The 21,938-nt window shown below is 35.4% G+C and carries 18 protein-coding genes; all 18 read left to right on the top strand.

Annotation, left to right across the window (positions count from 1 at the left end; all coding sequences use genetic code 11):
- Window positions 1-4: 4 nt before the first annotated feature.
- The 18 genes from WAA20_RS03040 (at window position 5) to WAA20_RS03125 (ending at window position 21,921) form a co-directional block, all read left to right on the top strand.
- Window positions 5-1,084, top strand: a complete 1,080-nt coding sequence (locus WAA20_RS03040; RefSeq protein WP_073387198.1) for a nucleotidyltransferase family protein — start codon at window positions 5-7, stop codon at window positions 1,082-1,084.
- Window positions 1,077-1,352 (top strand): hypothetical protein, encoded by a 276-nt coding sequence (locus WAA20_RS03045; protein ID WP_073387196.1) that lies wholly within the window; start codon window positions 1,077-1,079, stop codon window positions 1,350-1,352. The genes WAA20_RS03040 and WAA20_RS03045 overlap by 8 nt, the downstream gene beginning before the upstream one ends.
- Window positions 1,353-1,428: 76 nt before the next feature.
- Window positions 1,429-3,306, top strand: coding sequence for a 6-hydroxymethylpterin diphosphokinase MptE-like protein (locus tag WAA20_RS03050; protein WP_073387195.1), 1,878 nt, complete (start codon window positions 1,429-1,431; stop codon window positions 3,304-3,306).
- Window positions 3,307-3,436: 130 nt separating this feature from the next.
- On the top strand, window positions 3,437-4,255 hold the full coding sequence (locus tag WAA20_RS03055; RefSeq protein ID WP_073387194.1) for a flagellin: 819 nt from the start codon (window positions 3,437-3,439) through the stop codon (window positions 4,253-4,255).
- 411 nt (window positions 4,256-4,666) lie between these two features.
- Window positions 4,667-5,485, top strand: coding sequence for a flagellin (locus tag WAA20_RS03060; protein WP_073387193.1), 819 nt, complete (start codon window positions 4,667-4,669; stop codon window positions 5,483-5,485).
- Window positions 5,486-5,609: 124 nt separating this feature from the next.
- Window positions 5,610-6,578: a hypothetical protein gene (locus tag WAA20_RS03065; RefSeq protein WP_073387192.1), complete on the top strand. Its 969-nt coding sequence runs from the start codon at window positions 5,610-5,612 to the stop codon at window positions 6,576-6,578.
- A 77-nt stretch (window positions 6,579-6,655) separates the two neighbouring features.
- Window positions 6,656-7,732 (top strand): radical SAM protein, encoded by a 1,077-nt coding sequence (locus tag WAA20_RS03070; RefSeq protein ID WP_073387191.1) that lies wholly within the window; start codon window positions 6,656-6,658, stop codon window positions 7,730-7,732.
- 62 nt (window positions 7,733-7,794) lie between these two features.
- A complete protein-coding gene (locus tag WAA20_RS03075) occupies window positions 7,795-9,426 on the top strand; it encodes a hypothetical protein (protein ID WP_073387190.1) in 1,632 nt (543 codons plus the stop codon).
- Between the two features lie 59 nt (window positions 9,427-9,485).
- Entirely contained in the window at window positions 9,486-10,934 is a 1,449-nt protein-coding gene (locus tag WAA20_RS03080) for a hypothetical protein (protein WP_073387189.1), read from the top strand.
- Window positions 10,935-11,042: 108 nt separating this feature from the next.
- Window positions 11,043-12,653, top strand: coding sequence for a glycosyltransferase (locus WAA20_RS03085; RefSeq protein ID WP_073387188.1), 1,611 nt, complete (start codon window positions 11,043-11,045; stop codon window positions 12,651-12,653).
- Window positions 12,654-12,676: 23 nt separating this feature from the next.
- Window positions 12,677-13,837 carry a LegC family aminotransferase gene (locus tag WAA20_RS03090; protein WP_073387187.1) on the top strand — a complete coding sequence of 387 codons (1,161 nt, stop codon included), beginning with the start codon at window positions 12,677-12,679 and terminating at the stop codon, window positions 13,835-13,837.
- Window positions 13,838-13,914: 77 nt separating this feature from the next.
- Window positions 13,915-14,883, top strand: a complete 969-nt coding sequence (locus WAA20_RS03095) for a polysaccharide deacetylase family protein (protein ID WP_081373777.1) — start codon at window positions 13,915-13,917, stop codon at window positions 14,881-14,883.
- Window positions 14,884-14,928: 45 nt separating this feature from the next.
- Window positions 14,929-16,338 (top strand): AMP-binding protein, encoded by a 1,410-nt coding sequence (locus WAA20_RS03100; protein ID WP_073387186.1) that lies wholly within the window; start codon window positions 14,929-14,931, stop codon window positions 16,336-16,338.
- Window positions 16,331-17,047, top strand: a complete 717-nt coding sequence (locus tag WAA20_RS03105; RefSeq protein WP_073387185.1) for a thioesterase domain-containing protein — start codon at window positions 16,331-16,333, stop codon at window positions 17,045-17,047. The genes WAA20_RS03100 and WAA20_RS03105 overlap by 8 nt, the downstream gene beginning before the upstream one ends.
- 4 nt (window positions 17,048-17,051) lie before the next feature.
- Window positions 17,052-18,140, top strand: a complete 1,089-nt coding sequence (locus WAA20_RS03110; protein WP_073387184.1) for an acyl-protein synthetase — start codon at window positions 17,052-17,054, stop codon at window positions 18,138-18,140.
- Window positions 18,124-19,329: an acyl-CoA reductase gene (locus WAA20_RS03115; RefSeq protein WP_073387183.1), complete on the top strand. Its 1,206-nt coding sequence runs from the start codon at window positions 18,124-18,126 to the stop codon at window positions 19,327-19,329. Before WAA20_RS03110 ends, WAA20_RS03115 begins: the two co-directional genes overlap by 17 nt.
- Window positions 19,330-19,361: 32 nt before the next feature.
- Entirely contained in the window at window positions 19,362-20,423 is a 1,062-nt protein-coding gene (locus WAA20_RS03120) for a hypothetical protein (RefSeq protein WP_073387181.1), read from the top strand.
- Entirely contained in the window at window positions 20,416-21,921 is a 1,506-nt protein-coding gene (locus WAA20_RS03125) for an L-fucose/L-arabinose isomerase family protein (protein WP_073387180.1), read from the top strand. Before WAA20_RS03120 ends, WAA20_RS03125 begins: the two co-directional genes overlap by 8 nt.
- Window positions 21,922-21,938: the final 17 nt, after the last annotated feature.

Here is a 21,938-nt window from a genome sequence, read left to right on the forward strand (position 1 = left end):
ATTCATGGATAAAGAGACTCTCTCCCGCTATACAGGGACCAAAGACATGAATATTGTAGAAGCTATGCAGAAGATAGATGAGAATGGTAAAGGCATTCTCTATATTCTGAATAGCAAAGGTCAGCTGTCCGGATCTGTGTCTGATGGAGATATCCGTAGATGGATCATTACAACAGGCAATCTCCAGGGAAGTGTCAGAGATATTATGAAAAAAGATCCCAAGTGCCTTTCAGAAGAAGCCAAAGATAAGGCCGGAAAACTCATGTCCATGGAATCTGTAAGGTCTGTTCCTATTGTCAATGAACATAGGAAGATTGTTAATATCATATTTATAGAAGATATTCATCGCCGTAGAAGAAAGAAGAACAGATCACTTAAAGGAATTCCTGTAATAATCATGGCTGGAGGTAAGGGAACAAGACTTTATCCTTATACCAAGATTCTGCCTAAGCCCCTTATCCCAATAGGTGAGATACCAATACTTGAAAGGATAATCAATAGATTCTGCTCATATGGAGCAGATGAATTCTATATAACCGTCAATTACAAGAAAGAGATGATCAAGTCTTATTTTAAAGATCTGAATTCATCCTATACCATACATTATGTCGAGGAAGGCAAGCCTCTTGGGACTGCAGGGGGTATAAGCCTTATTGGTGAAAGTCTTGAGGGACCTGTAATCATAACTAACTGCGATATTATGATAGAGGCTGACTATGCTGCTATATTAGAGCATCACAAATCGTCAGGTAATGCTATTACAATAGTATCGTCACTAAAAAATACAATCATTCCATATGGTGTTTTATATACCAGTGAAGAAGGAATTGTTTCATCACTTGATGAAAAGCCAAGCCTTTCTTACCTTATCAATACAGGCATGTATGTGGTTGATTCAGTATACCTAGACTTGATACCCAAAGATATTATCTACAACATGACTGATCTTATAGATGATTTTATGAGGCAAGGTATGCAGGTAGGAGTGTTCCCTATAAGTGAAAATTCTTTCCTTGATATGGGACAGTTTGAAGAACTCAGGAAGATGGAAGAACGCATAAGCGCAGGAGATATAAATGATTAGTAATGAGTTAAAGGGAGAACTTCAAAATGAAATAAAGATTCTCTATCAGAATTATGAGCAGGAAGCAATAAAGGCGTATATGCCGCTTATCAAAGCTCTTACAAATGCAGTGCTTCCATATACAGCAACTGGGGGTAAGGAAATTCAGAATATAATTCAAGGCATTCAAAATGGAGTAGAGGCTTATAAGCATACAGATATTATAGGCATGGCAGATGCATTAGCGACGGCTTTGATCAATATTAATGAGAGACAATGGAAGGTATAGATTTTATAGAGGATAGTTTTTGAAAGTGTTTCATGATTGAAATTTCTATATTAGATGAGTGTAAGAGGAATACTTGATGAACGTGATATATCAGAAAAATCTTGATGCCTTTAAAGATAGGCATTATCTGGATGATGAATCTGATCCCAATATTAAAGAGGCATTATTGAACGGGAAAAATAATAATGCATCAATGTGCAATGTCAGTTTATCACAGGATTATTGCGGAAATAGTATAGTATGTTTAAGTAGGGACGGCTATGATTATGCTCTTTCGAGTAGAGTAGATGCATATAATGCAGCAAAAATATACTCAGAAAGATATAATGATCCTGAACCATTTGAGACATATATTCTTTTTGGCATGGGAGATGGAAGGATAGCAAGAAATGTCCTTAAAGATATGTATGATAATAATCTTCTCATAGCTATAGAGCCGGAAATAGAAGTTTTACTAACGGTAATGTCTGAAATAGATATTTCAGATATTATCAGTAATGAGAATTTTTTTCTCTTAATTGGTAATGCGAAGGTCTTTGAAAACCTTCAGAACCTCCTTGAAGGTGTTATAAATCCGGGAACGGTTACACCTATAAGATTTCTCATATCCCCCGGATATGATGTTCTTTATTCTGATATGTGCAGAGGATGCATAAAAATGGCAGATTATGTCATGGATGCTATTAGAATTAACAGTAACACGATTATTGAAATGGCTGAGGAGATTAATTTAAATACTTTTAAAAATCTAAGATATCTTATTAATGGTTCTGACCTTTATAGTATTATTGAAAAATTTAAAGAAGTTGATTTAGATGATATACCGGCTATCCTTGTTTGCGCCGGACCATCGCTTGATAAAAATATTGATGATTTGAAAAAAGCCGAAGGAAAAGCGTTTATTTTAGCAGTTGATTCTGCAGTTAGAGCGCTTGAAAATCATAATATAAATTATAATGCAGTAATGACAGGAGACGCCCAAAAAGAATACTCGGTTTTTGAAGATAAAAGAACAAGAAGAAAACCGCTTATTGCAGAGATTTCTTCTAATTATAAAATTATCGAAAACTGGCATGGAAGAGTTTTTTTTAATGGAGCATCAATGGGGTATGTTGTTCAGAATTCTATATTTAATGGTGTGTTGACACATCATATGGGAGAAGTGGAAACTGGAGGCTCTATATCGACTAATGCTTTTTCTGCTATTGAAGCCTTGGGATTTAGGACAATCGTGCTTGTTGGACAGGATCTTGCGTTTACAGGTGGACAGGGACATGTGCAGGGATATAGTAATCAGGAAACAGATGAAGAGATTAAGGAAAGAGGAATAGAGCAGGTTAAGGGATGGGATGGGAGTATGTTAATTACAGATTCACAAATGAGATATTACATTAGATGGTTTGAGAAGAAGATAGAAGCGGTAAAGGATTACATCACTGTCATAGATGCAACTCAAGGCGGTGCTGAAATTCAAGGTGCTTTAAATATGACATTAAATGAAGTGATAGATTATAAATGTAATAAGACATGTGATTTTGATAAGTTGTTAATGGATGTCCCATATGTTTTTGAAGGTGAAGATAAAGAAAAGTGTTTGGAACAATTACGAAAGCTCCCGGAAAGATTAAATGAATTTGGAGATAAATTAAAGAAATATAAGAAAAACTATATTAAAATGTCAGATTTTATAAAGAATAACATATCATCGGGGCGTGATTTTGAAAAAGTTTATAAGGTAGTAAAAGAAGCTAATCTTATAGATCGTACAGAACCTTTATATCATCTGGTTACTACATTTTGTGTAAGAGATATTTATAAATACAAAAATATTGTTATGAATAAGGATAAACCAATGGATGAAGTGCTTAAGGCAAGTGCTCAGATGATGGATGATTGTATTAAGGCAATAAAAGAAATTATCAAATTAATAAAAAAAGAATGGAATTACCTATAAAGAATCTGATTTTTTTGTCGATAAATAATATGTAAGGGAACAAGCAAGGGATTTTCCTGAGCTTACCCGCCAAACACACAAACCGAAAGCACGGATGCTTTCGAGGTCTTTTTTCAAGGAGGAAAAAACTATGGTAGTACAACACAACATTACTGCAATGAACTCACAGAGACAGCTTGGTATCACAACAGATTTACAGGCAAAGTCTTCAGAAAAACTCTCATCCGGTTATAAAGTTAACCGTGCAGCAGATGATGCAGCAGGTCTTTCAATTTCCGAAAAGATGAGAAGACAGATCAGAGGTCTTAATCAGGCATCTGACAACGCACAGGATGGTATATCTGCAGTACAGACAGCTGAAGGTGCTCTTCAGGAAGTACAGGATATGCTTCAGCGTATGAACCAGTTGGCAGTTAAGGCTTCTAATGACACTCTTACTTCTGACGATAGAGGATACATCCAGCTTGAAGTTAACAAGCTCGTATCTGAGATCGATCGTACAGCATCAACAACTCAGTTCAATAACCAGAACCTTCTCGACGGTACTTTCACATCTAAGAATCTTCAGGTTGGTACTGAGAATATGACAAAGAGCCGTATAAATGTATCTATCGGTTCTATGGGTGCACATTCACTTGGTGTTAGTGGACTTAGCGTTAGTACAAGTTCAACAGCTCAGAAAGCAATTTCTGAGGTTAAGGATGCTATCCAGTCAATCTCAACAATGAGATCTGATCTTGGTGCTACTCAGAACAGACTTGAGCACACAATCAAAAACCTTGACAATATCGCAGAGAATACAACAGCAGCTGAATCCCAGATTCGTGATACAGATATGGCTGAAGAGATGGTTAAGTATTCGAATAATAACATCCTCGCTCAGGCAGGTCAGTCAATGCTTGCACAGGCTAACCAGTCTAACCAGGGCGTTCTTTCAATCCTTGGCTAATCTTCAAAATGATGGTAAATCTGTAATATTAAGTGTGAATAATTGCAACTACCAAAAGGAGCCCCGGAAACATCACCGGGGCTTCTTTCTGCGTAGAAATATGATTGAGATAAATAAATCTTGTCAGAAATTCTAAAGTTTTAAATTATAATGTCGATAAATATAGTGTAAAGAGAAAGATCCAGGTGATAATCACCTGGATCTATAATTTTGTCATAATATTATACTCTTAAATTAAACAAAAATCAAGAATTTTATTAGTATATCTATTAAGTTTTCTCTTGCTCTACCGATATAAAGAGTGTAAGAAAGTTTCAGCCTTGGAAAGGAATCCGCAAAGTAGGCTACATAAATTCAAGAAAAGGAGAGTGGCAGCAGGGAAGCGGGCCCCGATTCAAGGAGGAAATTAATATGGTAGTACAACACAACATAACCGCAATGAACGCTCAGAGACAGCTTGGTATTACAACAGACAATCAAGCGAAGTCTTCAGAAAAACTCTCATCAGGTTACAAGATCAATCGTGCAGCTGATGATGCAGCAGGTCTTTCAATTTCCGAAAAAATGAGAAGACAGATCAGAGGCCTTTCACAGGCATCTGATAACGCACAGGATGGAATCTCCTGCGTACAGATTGCAGAAGGCGCGCTTCAGGAAGTTCAGGATATGCTTCAGCGTATGAACGAACTTGCAGTTAAGGCTGCGAACGATACTCTTACAACAGATGATAGAGGATACATTCAGCAAGAAGTAAATGCACTTGTATCTGAAATCAATAGAACAGCATCAACAACAGAATTCAATAACCAGACACTTCTTGACGGAACATTCACAGGTAAGAATCTCCAAGTGGGTTCCGAAAACCTTACTGATAGTAGAATATTAATCTCCATCTGCTCGCTTGGTGCAGCAGGCATTGGTGTAAGTGGACTTAGCGTATCAATAAATTCCACAGCAGATCAGGCAATCAGCGTAGTTAAAGCAGCTATCGTATCTATCTCCAGTATGAGATCTGATCTCGGTGCTCTCCAGAACAGACTTGAACATACTATAAAGAATCTCGATAATATTACAGAGAATACATCAGCAGCAGAATCCCAGATTCGTGATACAGATATGGCAGAAGAGATGGTTAGATATTCAAATAATAACATCCTTGCTCAGGCAGGCCAGTCAATGCTTGCTCAGGCTAATCAGACAAACCAGGGTGTGTTATCACTTCTGCAGTAAAAAATATACTAAATATGGTATAATATATACAAACAGGAAATCCGGCAGTTCACCTGCCGGATTTTCTAAAGTGACGTTTATTATTTTTTGTATTCTGATTACGTCATGGAGGAAATATATCTGTATGAAAAACATCTTGATAGTGGTACCTGCAGGACTTGCGACGGGTGGGACGGAATTATTACATCAGCTTTGTAGTTGCCTTAATGATAATAATATTGAAGCAATGATAGGTTATTGTATTAGTGATATACATGGTAATATACGGTGGTGTGGCCAAAAAGAAGTCACAAAAGGCTACGAAAACTATAATATAAAAATAATAGATACTAAAAAGTATGTCATAACTGAAAATGATGTCCTTGTTATTCCTGAAACGGCATTAGAGATGTTACCTTTGTTGGAGAATAATCTTACTTTTATTTGGTGGCTTAGTGTTGATAATTATTTAAAATGCATGAGAAAGGACTTTATAAATTTTGCACCGATAAAATTTAAGGATAGGCCCAATGTTATCCACCTTGTACAGTCATGGTATGCTTACAGATTTCTTGTAAAATCGGTTGGAATTAACGAGAACAAGATTTACTGGCTTTCTGATTATATAAGTGATTCCTTTTTTGAGAAGCCGTTTGAAATATCCGTCAAAAAAAATCAAATAGCTTATAATCCTGCCAAGGGATATGAAAATATAAAAAAACTAATTGAAGATACACCTGATATCAGTTGGGTTCCGCTTGTAAATATGACACATTTACAAGTTTGTGATACTTTACGTATGTCGAAAATTTATATTGATTTTGGTAATCATCCAGGCAAGGACAGAATACCAAGGGAAGCAGCGATTAGTGGGTGCTGTGTTATAACAAACAGATTAGGGGCAGCAGATTATTATGAGGATGTTCCTATATCAAATGAATATAAATTCGCAGATATAATAGAGTCTGAAGCAGAGATAATAAATCTTATTAAAGATATATTCGATAATTATGAAATTCATTTGAAAGATTTTGATTATTACAGACAGAAAATCAGTCAGGAAAAGGGTGAATTTATTGTTGATGCAACACAGACTTTCAGACAATTTATTTAAGAATAAGATTGGAAAGTAGTGCTTTTCAAGTGAAAAATTTGGGTTGTGAATTCATTGATATGGAAAGGAATCTACATATGAAATATTCGCTTTGTGATGATTTCTTAAATTCGCAGAAGGTAATGTTTCCTTTTGGAAAATATCTTGCTGATTACAGAGAAGGGAAAAATGATTTTGTACCCTGGTCCGTTGAGATACATCCTACTGCAAGGTGTAACCATAACTGTATTCACTGCTCCTATAAGGAGAGAAATGAAAGTCGTTGTCACATGGACAAAGCTGTGTTTGATAAGCTCATAGATTCCATTATCAAGATGAAAGTTAAAGGTGTATATTTCTCAGGTGGTGGAGAACCCTGTATATATGAAGGACTATCTGATGCAGTAGTAAGGCTCTATGAAAACGGTGTTGAATCAGCTCTTGTTTCAAATGGATCAATGATCGAATCTTCAGGGATATTCGATATTGCTGATCATTTTAATTATATTGCATTATCTGTACCAAGCTGCAGTGAAGATCTTTTTAAGAAGATTACCGGAACTGAAAATATGTCTAAAGTTTTGGCGCTTCCATCCAAGATCAAGGACAGATTTGGTGATAAGTCACCTGTAGTAGGTTCCAGAGTAGTTGTTACGAATCTTATTGTGGACGAAGTTCCGCATATATTGCAGACGCTCAAAGACAGACAGTTTGATTATGCTATATTCAAGATCGTAAGAGACTATGAAGACAGAGGCCTTGGAGTTTCAGAAGAAAAGGCAGCAGAACTTGATTCTGTCATTCAAAAGTTATCAGAAGAAGGCAAGATAGATCATAATTTTACTAACCTTGACAGAGTTTTTCATTATAGAAAACCATATACGAAATCTAAGATATGCCATATAAATCAGATGGGACTCCTTGCAGCAGTAACTCCTGAAGGAGATGTATACCCTAATATTTCAGAGATAGGTAAAGAGGAATTCCTTGTTGGAAATATTTATGAGAACTCATTTGAAGAAATATGGCACAGTAAAAGACACGATGAGGTTAAAGCTACTTCCAATAAGAGATGGAGCTGCGGAGACTGTAAGGACTGTAGAGCGATAAGCTATAACATGATCATGGAAGAACTGCTTTCAAAGCTTCCTGTAGAAATGGATTCGTTTATTTAAAAAATTTACTTTTAGTTAAAAGAATATAAACCTCTCGTTTCACTCGCAACACGAGGCTAAATATGACTATTGGTGCATACCTACTGGATCTGATTCAAGAAGCAGAGGATTCAAAATTTAATATGCTTATATTAGGGGAAGACTGCATCCAAGATGTAGCAATTGCAGGGCAGTTCTTTCCTTCTTGTGATGTCTATAGTGCAGAGCTTTCGGATGATGATTTAAAACAACTCATTAGTATGAAGATTTCTTTTGATTATATAGTTGTAACCTATCTGATTGATAAAGGCGAAAGCTGGAAGAAACTTTCTGAAGCCTCCTGCTTATTAAAATCCAAAGGTCAAATGATAATAGTCTGCCCTAATTCCAACAATATAGAGAAAATAGCTGACCTGATGATGAACAGAGTAATTAGATCAGGAGCAGAAGTAAAAACGAATAAGGATTATAAAGCTAAAGAAGCGCTTACGGATGATTCCCTTATAGATATAGCTGATCACATCACGGAGCTTGGTTTTGTTATAGATAAGTTTGGTTTATTTGGAAATCCGATACAAGCTGATCTAAATAAAAAACTGCTTGTAAAAATGCTTGGAGATGATTATGAAGACAGCATAAATGCACTATTTGTTCCGTATATAAGAATGATGCTTAAAAAGATAGATACATTCTTCGAAAGGGAGGATATTTTTCCTGATAAGAAAGATGGACTTAGCGGATTCATAAATGAAGTAAATACATTCAATATGTATAATCTTGTCATTAGGAAAAACTATCAGGATCGATGCTTTTACATGAAGAATTTAGACCCTGTGAAGAAAGAAGTGCATTTTGGAAATAAAGCAAATGAAGTATTAAAAAATAAAATCTTGGAGGGAAGACCTTTTTGTGCACTTCGTTTAGGAAATACAGAAGGAATTTTAGTTGATAACTATATATCAAATATATTAGAAGATAAAAAAGAATATAGTGATTTTGCATTAGAGTATGCATTCAATGCATGTGGCTTTTTTGTACCTTCAGATGCTTCTCCGGAAATAATCATTGATTATATAGATCGTTTTGTTCAAGTACAGCTTGAGGGATTTAGAAATGCAGACATTATGATGATGTGGGGCGCATGTAGAATGGAAGCTGTACTTGCAAATCATTTTGTTTTATCTTCCTGTGATAACATAGACTATTTTTCCCTTATTCCTTATGTGGATGGTTATGAGCCGTGGACATCGGCGCTTGCAGGGAAGAAAGTACTTGTTGTTACAAATGTTCCTGATTCAGTTGAATACCAATATAAGAGAAAAGATGAAATTAGTCCGTATAAAGAAAGCGTCCTTCCTGATTTTACACTGATTACATACAGGATGATGCAAACATGTCAGCAAGATAATAATAACTATGATTCGTGGTTTGAAGCTTTAGATAAGGTCACAAATGATATACTTGCAATTGATTTTGACATAGCTATTGTGGGAGCAGGCTTTTACGGCGTTCCAATTTGCGATGCTATTAAAAAATCCGGAAGATCTGCAATAGAAATGTGTGGTCTTACATCATTTATATTTGGAGTTGCAGGTAAGCGCTTTATTAAAGATGAAAAAGACTTTTATAGCCAGTATATGACAGATGCTTGGATAAGACCTTTTGATGAAAAACCATCCTGGTATACTCAGGTTGAGGGCGGGTGTTATTGGTAGATTTTTTATTAGATTAGTCTGCGATTAAAAACTATTTAACTATGGAGAATAGTAAGTTTATGAAACAGAATAAGCAGGATGATATGCAGCAAATAATAGATAATATTGAGGATAAGAAAGATTGTGTGCTAGCATTGTCTTTTTTGACAAATAAGCTATGCAAATCGAAATACTTTATTATGCTTGTAGATTATATAACTAAAAATAAAAATTCTTTTTCTTTAGAAACACAATTTTTTCTTTATCAGCAGATATTATTGCTGAAATTCAAATATGACTATGCGTATAGCGACGATTATCAGCAAAAGATAGATTTGTTATTATATGACATTCTCGAAAACTATAGGAAAAAATTTCAACAATATGATCATCAAATATCTAAGAATCAAATCCGTAAAGATTTTATTATCGTTGTGACTGATCAATTTTTAGGCCGAGGTCATGCGCCTACAAGCCTTGCAATGCAGTGGTGTGATGAACTGGTAAAAAATGGGAAAAGAGTTCTTTTAATAAATACTGCTGAAAACTGCACACCGATAGGAATAATACCTTTTGGAGAAGGTGTAGGCATAGGAAATTATATTTCTGAGTATACTGAGTGTGACACAATGAATGTTGGAAGTAGGAGGGTTCCTTTTTTTCAATGCGATCAGATAATGCCAAACGATAATGTTCTTGAAATGTTACTTTCATTAGTAGAAAAAGAACGTCCTGAAATGATAATTTCTCTTGGGGATATTATTTTTTCTGATTTGGCGAATAGAATGGTTCCGGTATATACGGTTGCTCTTGGCTATGCAATGCCAAGAACATTTACAAAATATAGGATGCTTATAGGAAAGAAAAAATATGAGTCAGATAATCTTTTTTTAGAGCATTTTGGATTTAGTGCTAATTCGGTTATTGAAACAGATTTTACTTTTTCGATTCCCGAACAAAATGAAATACATACAAGAGAAGAATTTAACATAAGTGACAGTACATTTTGCCTGATGATTATTGGGAATAGACTTGAATCTGACCTTACTGTTGAGTTTTTAGAGGCTTTGAATGAACTTTTGAAAGATCAAAGATTGTTTGCATTGTTTGTGGGAGATTTTGATTTTGAAAGTATCATTTCATCATATGAGAACCTTCCAGGAAGAAGTAAGCATATAAAATATACAAGTGATTTACTATCTGTAATTGAACTTGGAGATTTATATATAAATCCTAAGAGACTTGGAGGGGGCACTTCGGCGATTTATGCTCTAAAAAAAGGAAAACCGGTAATTACAGTAGATTATGGAGATGTGGCCTTTAATGTTGGCGAAGAATTTTGTGTCCAGGATTATGCAGAAATGCAAAAACAAGTGATACGATACTTGGAGGATTCACCATTTTATAAAAAAATGTCTGAGCAAGCAATCAAAAAAGCTAAGCAATTAACAGAACAAGATATGGCTCTTTATAAACAGGTAGTAGAAATAGAAAGGCGAGAAGATTTAAATCATTTAGCTTCTTTATGATAATGCGTTTTATAGTGAATTGTAAAACATTATTGAGATTAATGATGTTTTACAATAGTAAATATTAGAGACGCATGTGAGTATTATCATTTGATCGAGAGGTAATATATGGCATATGCAGATGTTAAAGATATAATTTTGCAGGTAGTGAGAGAAATAAAAAATGATTTTAATTACTATGCGTTGATTAGTAAAGTGTCAGAACTTTTGGAATATCTTAATGTAAGTCCATCTGATCGAGAATATGCTTATCAAATTATAGACGCATGTGCAGATGATATTGATGATATTCAATTACGGATGTTCTTTTATTCTATTCTTATGCAGATGCCAATATGCCTTGTGAAAAATAACATTGCACTAGAAAAGAGTGTAAATACTTTACTTGATTCTAAAAAATTGCCTCCAAAAGAGCGATTTGTTTATTTTTATGAGCTTTCATATAGAGTTTTTATTACCCCTGCACTTCAAACCAACGAAAATAAATTGTACCTGTGGAAATTATATAATTCGATTATCAAAGAATATCATGATGCAATATGGAGTGATTATGCTTTTCCATATATAAACAAGGATAAGAGAAAAAAAGATTTTTACGTTGTAATAACTGATCAGATTTTGTACGAAGAGCATGGTCCAACAAAATCAACTCTTGACAGATGTAGAGCCTTGATAGCAACTGGTAAAAATGTGCTCTTAATAAATACAGGAGAAATGTGTTTCAACAATAATCCTGTGTTGTTTTATGGCTTTTTTTCTGCAGATCATCGAGATGAATTGGATAATAAAGATAATATTTACTATAAAGGATATAATATACCGTTTTGTCAGATAGGAAAAGGAGTTATGGATGCTCAAAGATTAAGAGAGTATATGCAGATAATCTATGATTATTCTCCTGATATGGTAATCGACATTGGTGGGAATACTCTCCTTGGAAATATATGTAATTACTTTATACCTGTACTTGCGGTTACACTTGGCCCTGATAATCTTGTGAGAACAACAGAGAAGTGGCAGACAATAGGGAGAAAATTAAATGATAATGACAGATATATTTTGAATAAAATCGGGTATCCTGAAGATAAAGTTATAGAGATTGTCATGACATTTGAGTGTAAGGAACAATCAATAAATTTGTCGAAATCAGAGCTGGGAATGCAAGAAGATGAGTTTGAAGTAGTGATAGTTGGAGGAAGGCTTGATAGCGAAGTTGGACCAGATTTTCTTGAAATGATGCGCAAGGCTGTTCGAAAAATTGATAATATTTGTTTCAACTTTTGTGGAAGATTTAACAAATATGAAAAAATGATAGGGGAAGATCCAGTCCTTTCTAAGAGAAGTAGATTTTTAGGAACCCAGTCTGATATGATGGCTGTTTTAGATAATATTGATCTTTATGTTAATCCTATTAGATTAGGCGGAGGAACGAGCGCTCAGGAAGCAATGCTAAAAGGAGTACCAGTTGTTACCTGCAGAACAGGAGATGTATATGCAAACTGTCATGATGACTTTGCAGTTGATGATTATGACGAAATGATTAATGTGATAGAGAGATATGTAAATGACATTGATTACTACAAGGAGCAATCTGAAAAAGCACGCAGGCTTGGAGAACTTGAGCATGATACTATAGGAGAATTTAGCAGAATAATTGAAGAGTGCCATAAGAGAGATGATGATAATTATTTTAGAAATACAGGTGTTTACCCTGATTGACTGTTTAGAGATGGAGGATGAACATGATACCATTATCGATTCCGAATTTTGAAGGTAATGAAGTTAAGTATGTTTCAGATGCAGTTAGTCAGGGGTGGGTTTCTACAGGCGGTGCATATGTTAGTCGAATGGAAGAACTGCTATCAGAGTACACATCATCATATGCAGTTGCATGTCAGAGCGGAACATCAGCTCTTCATATGGCTCTTTATGACCTTGGAATTTCACACGGGTATATGGTCTTGGTGCCAACTTTAACATTCATAGCAGCCGTTAACCCAGTTACATATGTAGGTGCTGAGCCTGTATTTATGGACTGTGATGATAGCCTGTGCATTGATCCTGAAAAAATCGATGAATTCTGCATAACTGAATGTAAGTATGACGGACAGAATCTTATTCATACCAAGAGTGGTAAAAAGGTAAAAGCAATAATTGTTGTCCATGTCTTTGGAAACATTGCAGATATGGAAAAAATAATGGATATTGCAGACAGATATAACCTTTATGTTATCGAGGATGCAACAGAAGCTCTTGGAAGTAGGATTGAGTTTGGCAGATATAAAGGGAGAATGGCAGGTACTATAGGAAATTTTGGCGCATTGTCTTTTAACGGCAATAAGATAATAACCACAGGAGGCGGTGGAGCTGTTCTATCTACAGATAAAGATAAAGCTTTGCATATAAAATATCTTTCTACTCAGGCCAAGGATGATCCGCATTTTTATATTCATAATGAAATTGGCTTTAATTATAGGATGACTAATGTTCAGGCAGCTATAGGATGTGCACAGATGGAGGAGCTTGAAGAATTTATTAGTAGGAAAAACAAAAATTATCAAATATATCTGGAACTGCTTGAAGGAGATGTCTTTGGATATATTCTTCAGTTTAGAGATAATATCAGGTCTAATAAATGGTTTTATTCTTTGGTTATAGATAAGGAAAAATGCCCATTAGATATAAAAGAATTAATATGCGTTTTATCTAAAGCGGGAATAGAAACCAGGCCTATATGGGGGCTTATTGGCGAGCAAAAGCCTTATATTGAATGTGTCTCATATAAAATCGAAAAGGCCAAATATTATTCAGAAAGAATAATCAATCTTCCGTGTAGTACGAATTTAACCAAGGGTCAGATTGAAGAGGTTGTAAATACACTGCGTAAATACATTGAGAAGTAAGTCAGATATTCCATATACATTAGGAATACTTATTCTATTTTTATTCAAATATAGTTGGAAAGATAAGAGGCGTAATGATGTTCAACGATCCTGGGAAATTGTTTATATCAATGTATCATTACACAAGAGATCTAAAACATAGCAGATATCCGGGAATTAAAGGCCTTGATATACGGCTTTTCAGACAACAGATGGAGTTTTTTAAGACAAACTGTAATGTAGTCACAATGGAACAGGTCATAGACGCAGCTAAAGGAAATTCCATGCTTCCGGAGAATGCAGTATTGCTTACTTTTGACGATGGCTATATTGATAATTTTACATGTGCTTATCCGATTCTTGAAGAATTTGGATTTCAAGGTTCCTTTTTTATCCCCGGAAAGACATTTACAACACATCAATTATTAGACGTAAACAAGATCCATTATATAATTGCCAGTGCAGATATCGGAAAGCTTGTAACTGATGTAAAGCAAAAGATGGACTATTACAGAGGAAGAGAGTTTGATTATCCAGATACTGAAGAATTATGGAATCAGTATGCTGTAGATGAAAGATTTGATGGCAAAGAAACGATATTTGTAAAAAGAATTCTTCAAACTGTTCTTCCGGAAATGGTTAGAAAGCAGATTGCAGATGATCTTTTTGATAAATATGTTGGAGTTACACAAGAACAGCTTGCCTATGAACTATATATGACACCTGAGCAAATTCGCACATTAAAGAAAAACGGTATGTTTATAGGACTGCACGGCTATGACCATTACTGGCTTGGAAATCTTCCTCATGAGCAGATGAAAGAAGATATATTAAAAGCGTTGGATACTATTGAGGAATTTATTGATCCAAAGGAATGGGTAATGAACTATCCATACGGTGATTACAGCGATGAAGTTGTTGAATTTATCAAGGATAAGGGAGCAGTAATAGGATTAACAACTGATGTCGCAGTAGCTCGGATAGGAATGGATTCTAATTTTTTGTTACCACGACTAGATTGTAATGATTTCCCGCCTAAGAGTGAAAATTATAAAAAATGGATATGATCATGAGTTTACTGTCTTAAGCTTGTTATAGAAAGAGGGAAAGACATGATATTTGAACTTGGAAAATATTCTGATAACACTGCGTTTGTTGATGAGTATGGGACTACTCTTACTTATGGTGAATTGAAACGTGTCAGTGATGAAATATGCAGCGGATTACGTACAAGGTCTCTTGTATTTTGCTTTTGTAGAAATGTTATAGGATCCGCTATCGGCTATGTTGCCTTTCTTAATCATGGAATTGTTCCTGTAATGTTGAATTCTCAGCTAGAGGCAGAGTTTAGGGACGGACTCTTGGACAAGTATCATCCGGATTATATTTGGTGTCCGGATGATATGGAAGGACTCTGGGCTGGATGCGATAAGGGCTTTACGGGCTTTGGATATGTACTTATCAAAAATTCTTATGAGAGTAGCTATGAAATCTTTGACGAACTTGCACTTTTATTAACGACTTCAGGTTCAACAGGATCTCCTAAGTTTGTAAGGCAGTCGTATACCAATATTCTTGTAAATGCAAAGTCAATAGTAGAGTACCTTGAGCTTGATGATACAGAGAGGCCAATTACTACTTTACCTATGAATTATACTTACGGACTTTCTATCTTTAATAGTCATTTGATAGTTGGAGCTACAATCCTTATCACAGACAAGGGACTTATGCAAAAGGAATTCTGGAATTTCTTTAAAGATGAGGGAGCTACTTCTTTTGGAGGAGTTCCATATACTTATGAAATACTTGATAAGCTAAGAATATATAAGATGGATCTTCCAAGCCTTCGTACAATGACACAGGCAGGAGGTAAACTACTTCCAGATCTTCATGAGAAGTTTGCTAAGTTTGCCAGTGAAACCGGAAGGCATTTTGTTGTTATGTACGGACAGTGTGAAGCAACTGCAAGAATGGGATTTTTGCCTCCCGATAAATCTGTTGAAAAGAAGGGCTCAATGGGTATAGCAATTCCAGGAGGTAAATTCCATCTGATTGACGTTGATGGAAAAGACATTACAACTCCATGGGTAACAGGAGAACTTGTCTATGAAGGTAAGAATGTTACGCTTGGATACGCAGAATGCGGAGAAGACCTTTGCAAAGGTGATGAGAGAAACGGAGTTCTAGAAACCGGAGATATGGCTCAATTTGATGAAGAGGGGTATTACTATATTGTTGGAAGAAAAAAGAGATTTTTAAAGATATACGGAAACAGGGTCAACCTTGATGAAGTGGATAGGCTTATAAAATCAGAATTTGGTATTGAGGCAGCCAGTGCAGGAGTTGATGATCATCTTCATATTTTTGTTACAGATGTAAAGTACTCTGAAAAGGTCAAGGAATTTGTTATTGCTAAAACAAAGCTTAATCCTGCAGCATTTACGTCTCACGTAATAGATGAGATTCCTAAAAATGATTCAGGAAAAACTCTTTATAAAGAGTTGACAAAATACTATGAATGATAAGTATTTACAACTATTTATATTACCATATGCCGGTGGGAGTATAGCATCGTTTAGGCGGCTTACAGATCTTATTGATAAAAGAATAGATGTTATTCCTGTAGAGTATCCGGGAAGAGGAATACGGGCCAAAGAACCGCTATGTGAAAGTCTTTCAGATTTGCTGGGAGATGCAATTTCCTACTGTAAAAAAAGACGGATTGAAAGCATACCTTATGCCGTCTTTGGATATAGCATGGGAACACTCCTTGGATATGAGATGCTTGTAAGAAGAGAACTTTCTGGAGAACTCAAACACTTTTTTGTTGCTGCGGAGGTAGCCCCACAGACAAGGGCACTTGAATTAAGGCAAGAGAAAAATCCGTCAGATGAAATTGTATTACAAAGAGCTAAAGAGTTAGGAGGGCTTAATGAAAAACTCCTTAAAAATAAGCGTTTTGCAGATATTTATCTAAAACCTATGATATCGGATTATAAGCACTTTTTTGAATACAGATTTAAAGATGACTTCAAGAAAATAGAATGTAATGCAACTTTCTTTTACTGTGAAAAAGATACTGCTATATACGATGTACAAAAATGGGAACAGCTTATATCAGGCGAATTTGAATACTATGAAATGGGAGATGATCATTTCTTTATTAATGCTTTGTATGAAGAGATGGCGAGTATCATTAATGATAAGTTGACAAGCTATTTAAAGGGCTAATGTTATGACTTATGAAGATATTATCAAGATAAGACCGTTTTCTTTGGACAGAACAGAAAAAAGAAGAATGCTTACAAAAAGACTTGCGCATTTGACTAAAATACACATGGAAAGATGCCAAGAATATAGGAATATGATGGATGCCATTGGCTTTAAAGTAGAAAATGTACAGTCATATTCTGATATTCCTTTTATTCCTGTTCGGCTGTTTAAAGAACTAAGCCTCAAATCTGTTTCTGATGAAGAAATTATAAAAGTTATGACTTCATCAGGTACAACAGGGCAGGCGGTAAGTAAGATCTATCTTGATAAGATTACATCTTCTAATCAGCAAAAGACGATGGTGAAGATTGTCTCGGAGTTTACTGGCTCAGAGCGAATGCCCATGATAATTATCGATTCACCTAATGTAATAAAAGATAGAGCAATGTTTTCGGCAAGAGGAGCAGGAATACTAGGTTTTTCAATATTTGGGACCAAAAAGATATATGCACTTGATGATAATATGGAACTTAATGTAGAGGGCGTTAAGGAATTTCTGGAGAAGTATAAAGGACAAAAGATTTTACTTTTTGGTTTTACGTTTATGATATGGCAGCATTTTTATAAGGAGCTCTTGAGACTCAAAGCTGAGGGCGTATCGTTTGATCTGTCAGAAGGGATACTTATACATGGCGGAGGATGGAAAAAACTAATATCTGAGGCTGTTTCTGAAGCAGATTTCCATAAGAAACTTGAGGAAGTATGCGGTATAAAGCATATTTATGATTATTATGGAATGGTTGAGCAGACCGGTTGCATTTATATGGAATGTGAATGCGGACACCTTCATGCCAGTATTTTCTCAGATGTGATCATTCGAAGGCCATTTGATTTTACTGAAGCTGATATTGGTGAGAAGGGAATTATTCAGGTTGTATCAGCGATTCCTGAATCATATCCGGGGCATTCACTTTTGACAGAGGACGAGGGGATGATACTTGGAGAAGATGATTGCCCTTGCGGACGGAAAGGCAAGTATTTCAAGATAATTGGAAGAATCAAAGATGCAGAATTAAGGGGGTGCAGTGATACATATGCCTCAAAGTTTTGATCTTGAAAAAGGGATAACATATCTTGTTGGGAATGCAAAACTTGCATCAAACATAAGTCTTGTTCCTGCATTAAAGCCATTTGATGATAATGTAACGGCTTTTCTTGTGGATGTATCAAAAGAGCTTATGGCTGACAGAAAAGCCAGAACATATTCAGATGTCATCACATATGCTTATTGGATACGAAAAGCGTCATTGAATAGCTTAAAGGAGAGGTTTAACTCCAGAGAATATGTAAGGTTCGGAAGAGGAAATGTTTTCCATATTGCGCCATCCAATGTTGCTGTCAATTTTGCATATTCACTTACAGCTTCACTTATTATGGGTAATAGCAATATTGTGAGGGTACCTTCAAAAGATTTTGAACAGATTGAAATAATAACGGCAGCTTACAATAGAGTTTTAGAAAGCTATGAAAGCCTTAAGCCATATATCATCTGTGTACGTTATGAAAGAAACGAAGAAATAAATAGTATCTTCAGTAATGTAGCCGATGTGAGAATTGTGTGGGGAGGAAATCAGACTATATCTGAGATTAGGAAATCACCGCTTCCTCCCAGATCAAGTGAAATATGCTTTGCTGACAGATTTTCGATAGCAGTAATAGATTCTGATCATTATATGGAAATTGAAGATAAAAAGAAAGTTGCTGAAGATTTTTATAATGATACGTATCTGACGGATCAAAATGCCTGTACAAGTCCAAGAATTGTTGTATGGACTGGTAGCAAAGTTAAGGATGCAAAAAATATTTTTTGGAGCGAAGAATATAAAATAGTCAAAAATAAGTATCATTTCCAGTCAATTCAGGCGGTCAATAAGCTTGCAAAGGTATTGGAATACGCAGCTATTACCAAAGATGTAAGGATTGTGGAACATACTGATAATCTGATAGTTCGAGTTGAGGTTCCGAAGATAACTGAAGAATTAATGAATTATTTTGATAATAGCGGACTTTTTTTCGAATATGAATGCGGAAATATATCTGAAATAGAGAAGTTGTGCAACGACAATAAATGTCAGACTGTTTCATATATTGGAAATAAAGATTTGATCATCAAGTTATTGGAGAAAGGCATCAGAGGAATTGATCGTGTTGTTCCTGTTGGAAAGACAATGGATTTTGATCTTATCTGGGACGGATGTAATCTGCCGGCTGTTTTGACAAGGATCGTTACGTTTAAGTGAATTGTGTACGAGTTCTCACGATGGGAGTCTATATGAATAAATATGATGAGAAGTATTCTTTCAGGCTTGCAAATAAAAATGATATCCCCAGAATTATGAAATTTATCCATGATGAATGGAATCCTGATCACATTTTGGCTTATGACAGGGAATTGTTTATCTGGCAGTATGGAAGACAGGAATATGGAGATGACGAGAATATTAACTTTGTTTTGATGGAAAGAAAATCCGGAGAGCTCATCGGAATCGTAGGATTTGTAGCATATGACAAATCTAATGAGAGCATATCCCCTGCAATGACGAAGATTGTAACAAAGGATATATTGCCAATGTCTGGACTAGAACTAATGAAAAGGCAGATGGCGATTATTGGCGAAAAGGAACATTTTGCAAGTGGTACTAATCCAAGTACAATTCTACCGCTATACATAAAAGTATTTAGGCATGTGACGGGAATAATGCAGCAGTACTACATGCTGAATCCGAATATGAAAGATCATAAAATTGCAGCACCGGGAGCAAAATGCACGGCTGTTGACTATATCGCAACAGGTTATCGCTTATTCGAAGTGAAGGACTTTGATAATCTTACGGCATTCTATGATCTAAATGAAAAGAACGAAAGAATGGTGTATAAATCTCCGGAGTTTATCAAAAAAAGATATTTTATTCATCCGGTTTATCATTATAGAAAGTGGATCATTAAGGATGAGGCAGAAATAGCTACAGGAGTTCTTTTTGGCAGAGAGATAAGTCATGAAGGAAGAAAAATTTTAAGACTTGTAGATTATAGAGGAAACCTTAATCTATTAAAGAATCTTGGAAAGGCATTACATGATCTTATGGTCAAAGAAGGCTATGAATATATAGATCTAATGGTATCTGATCTATCTGGTTACCATTTGGAAGATGCAGGATTTGAAATTTTAGATCCTGATGGAGATACCATAATCCCTAATTATTTTGAACCTTATGTAAAGGAAAATATAAAGAACTATTTCCAGTCAAGAACTGATATTGTTTTATTTAAAGCCGATGGAGATCAGGACAGACCAAACAAAAGAATGACTACTAAGGGGGATATTTATGAATAATGTACCCGATATAAAAATTGGTATTGTAGCAGTGAGCAGGAATTGTTTTCCTGAAGAATTATCTGTAAACAGACGCTCAGTCCTGGTAAAAGAATATGAAAAAAAATATGGAAGCGATGATATTTATGAGTGCCCCATATGCATTGTAGAGAGCGAGATTCATATGACAAGGGCTTTAAAGAACATTGAAAAAGAAGGATGCAATGCTCTGTGCGTTTACCTGGGTAATTTTGGACCTGAAATATCTGAAACGATGCTTGCGGATTGTTTTAATGGACCTGTAATGTTCTGTGCTGCTGCCGAAGAGACTCAGGAAGACCTCTTTGATGGAAGAGGAGATGCATATTGCGGGTTATTAAATGCAAGTTATGCATTAAAACTAAGACAAACAAAGGCATACATCCCGGAGAATCCTGTTGGAGATGCATCTGAGTGCGCGGATATGATACATGATTTTGTTCCTATTGCTCGAACTCTTATAGGGCTTAGCAATCTTAAAATCATATCCTTTGGACCAAGACCCAGCAATTTTCTTGCATGTAATGCGCCGATTCAGTCGTTATACGATCTACATGTTGAAATAGAGGAAAATTCTGAACTGGATCTTTTTGAATCATTTAATAAGCATATGGATGATCCAAGAATAGCTGAAACAGTAGAAGATATGCAAAAAGAGTTGGGAGAAGGGATTGCTTTTCCTGAAATACTTCCAAAACTTGCGCAATATGAACTGACACTTAAAGATTGGATCAGAAATCATAAGGGACAAAGGAAATATGTTGCTATAGCAGGTAAATGTTGGCCTGCTTTTCAAACACAGTTTGGATTTGTGCCCTGTTATGTTAACAGCAGATTGACAGCGGCGGGATATCCTGTTTCGTGTGAAGTCGATATTTATGGCGCTTTATCTGAATATATCGGAACCTGTGTATCTTTAGATGCAGTAACTATCCTTGATATTAATAATACTATTCCAAGTGATATGTATTCTGAGAATATAGAGGGTAAATCATTCCTGAAAGGTCCTTATAAAAAAGGCGATCTTTTCATGGGATTTCACTGCGGAAACACATCCTCCTGCAAACTTTCAAGTTGTAAACTGTGCAACCAGAGAATAATGGCAAGAACATTGCCCGAGGAAGTAACAAAAGGAACAATTGAAGGCGATCTTAAACCCGGACGAACAACTGTTTATCGTTTGCAAAGTTCATCCGATACAAAGCTAAAGGCTTATATTGCTCAGGGAGAAATATTACCTATAGCTACAAAATCATACGGAAGCATTGGTATATTTGCAATAAAAGAGATGAGCAGGTTTTACAGACATGTGCTTATAGAAAAAAATTATCCTCATCATGCTGCTATATTATTTGATCACTATGGTAAATATCTGTTTGAGATTTTTAAGTACTTGGGAGTTCCTATAGAAGAAATTGATTATAACAAATGCAAAGACAGATACTATTTAACCGAAAATCCTTTTTGGGAAGAGGATTGATTAAAAACAGTAGGAGG

Origin of the sequence: Butyrivibrio fibrisolvens (genome assembly GCF_037113525.1) — a bacterium.
Classification (GTDB): Bacteria; Bacillota; Clostridia; order Lachnospirales; family Lachnospiraceae; genus Butyrivibrio; species Butyrivibrio fibrisolvens.

Coding starts and splice junctions, on each gene's coding strand:
- WAA20_RS03070 (WP_073387191.1), top strand. CDS start 6,656: ATGAAATATTCGCTTTGTGATGATTTCTTAAATTCGCAGAAGGTAATG.
- WAA20_RS03080 (WP_073387189.1), top strand. CDS start 9,486: ATGAAACAGAATAAGCAGGATGATATGCAGCAAATAATAGATAATATT.
- WAA20_RS03090 (WP_073387187.1), top strand. CDS start 12,677: ATGATACCATTATCGATTCCGAATTTTGAAGGTAATGAAGTTAAGTAT.
- WAA20_RS03120 (WP_073387181.1), top strand. CDS start 19,362: ATGAATAAATATGATGAGAAGTATTCTTTCAGGCTTGCAAATAAAAAT.
- WAA20_RS03110 (WP_073387184.1), top strand. CDS start 17,052: ATGACTTATGAAGATATTATCAAGATAAGACCGTTTTCTTTGGACAGA.
- WAA20_RS03100 (WP_073387186.1), top strand. CDS start 14,929: ATGATATTTGAACTTGGAAAATATTCTGATAACACTGCGTTTGTTGAT.
- WAA20_RS03045 (WP_073387196.1), top strand. CDS start 1,077: ATGATTAGTAATGAGTTAAAGGGAGAACTTCAAAATGAAATAAAGATT.
- WAA20_RS03105 (WP_073387185.1), top strand. CDS start 16,331: ATGAATGATAAGTATTTACAACTATTTATATTACCATATGCCGGTGGG.
- WAA20_RS03065 (WP_073387192.1), top strand. CDS start 5,610: ATGAAAAACATCTTGATAGTGGTACCTGCAGGACTTGCGACGGGTGGG.
- WAA20_RS03050 (WP_073387195.1), top strand. CDS start 1,429: ATGAACGTGATATATCAGAAAAATCTTGATGCCTTTAAAGATAGGCAT.
- WAA20_RS03125 (WP_073387180.1), top strand. CDS start 20,416: ATGAATAATGTACCCGATATAAAAATTGGTATTGTAGCAGTGAGCAGG.
- WAA20_RS03060 (WP_073387193.1), top strand. CDS start 4,667: ATGGTAGTACAACACAACATAACCGCAATGAACGCTCAGAGACAGCTT.
- WAA20_RS03095 (WP_081373777.1), top strand. CDS start 13,915: ATGTTCAACGATCCTGGGAAATTGTTTATATCAATGTATCATTACACA.
- WAA20_RS03115 (WP_073387183.1), top strand. CDS start 18,124: ATGCCTCAAAGTTTTGATCTTGAAAAAGGGATAACATATCTTGTTGGG.
- WAA20_RS03040 (WP_073387198.1), top strand. CDS start 5: ATGGATAAAGAGACTCTCTCCCGCTATACAGGGACCAAAGACATGAAT.
- WAA20_RS03075 (WP_073387190.1), top strand. CDS start 7,795: ATGACTATTGGTGCATACCTACTGGATCTGATTCAAGAAGCAGAGGAT.
- WAA20_RS03085 (WP_073387188.1), top strand. CDS start 11,043: ATGGCATATGCAGATGTTAAAGATATAATTTTGCAGGTAGTGAGAGAA.
- WAA20_RS03055 (WP_073387194.1), top strand. CDS start 3,437: ATGGTAGTACAACACAACATTACTGCAATGAACTCACAGAGACAGCTT.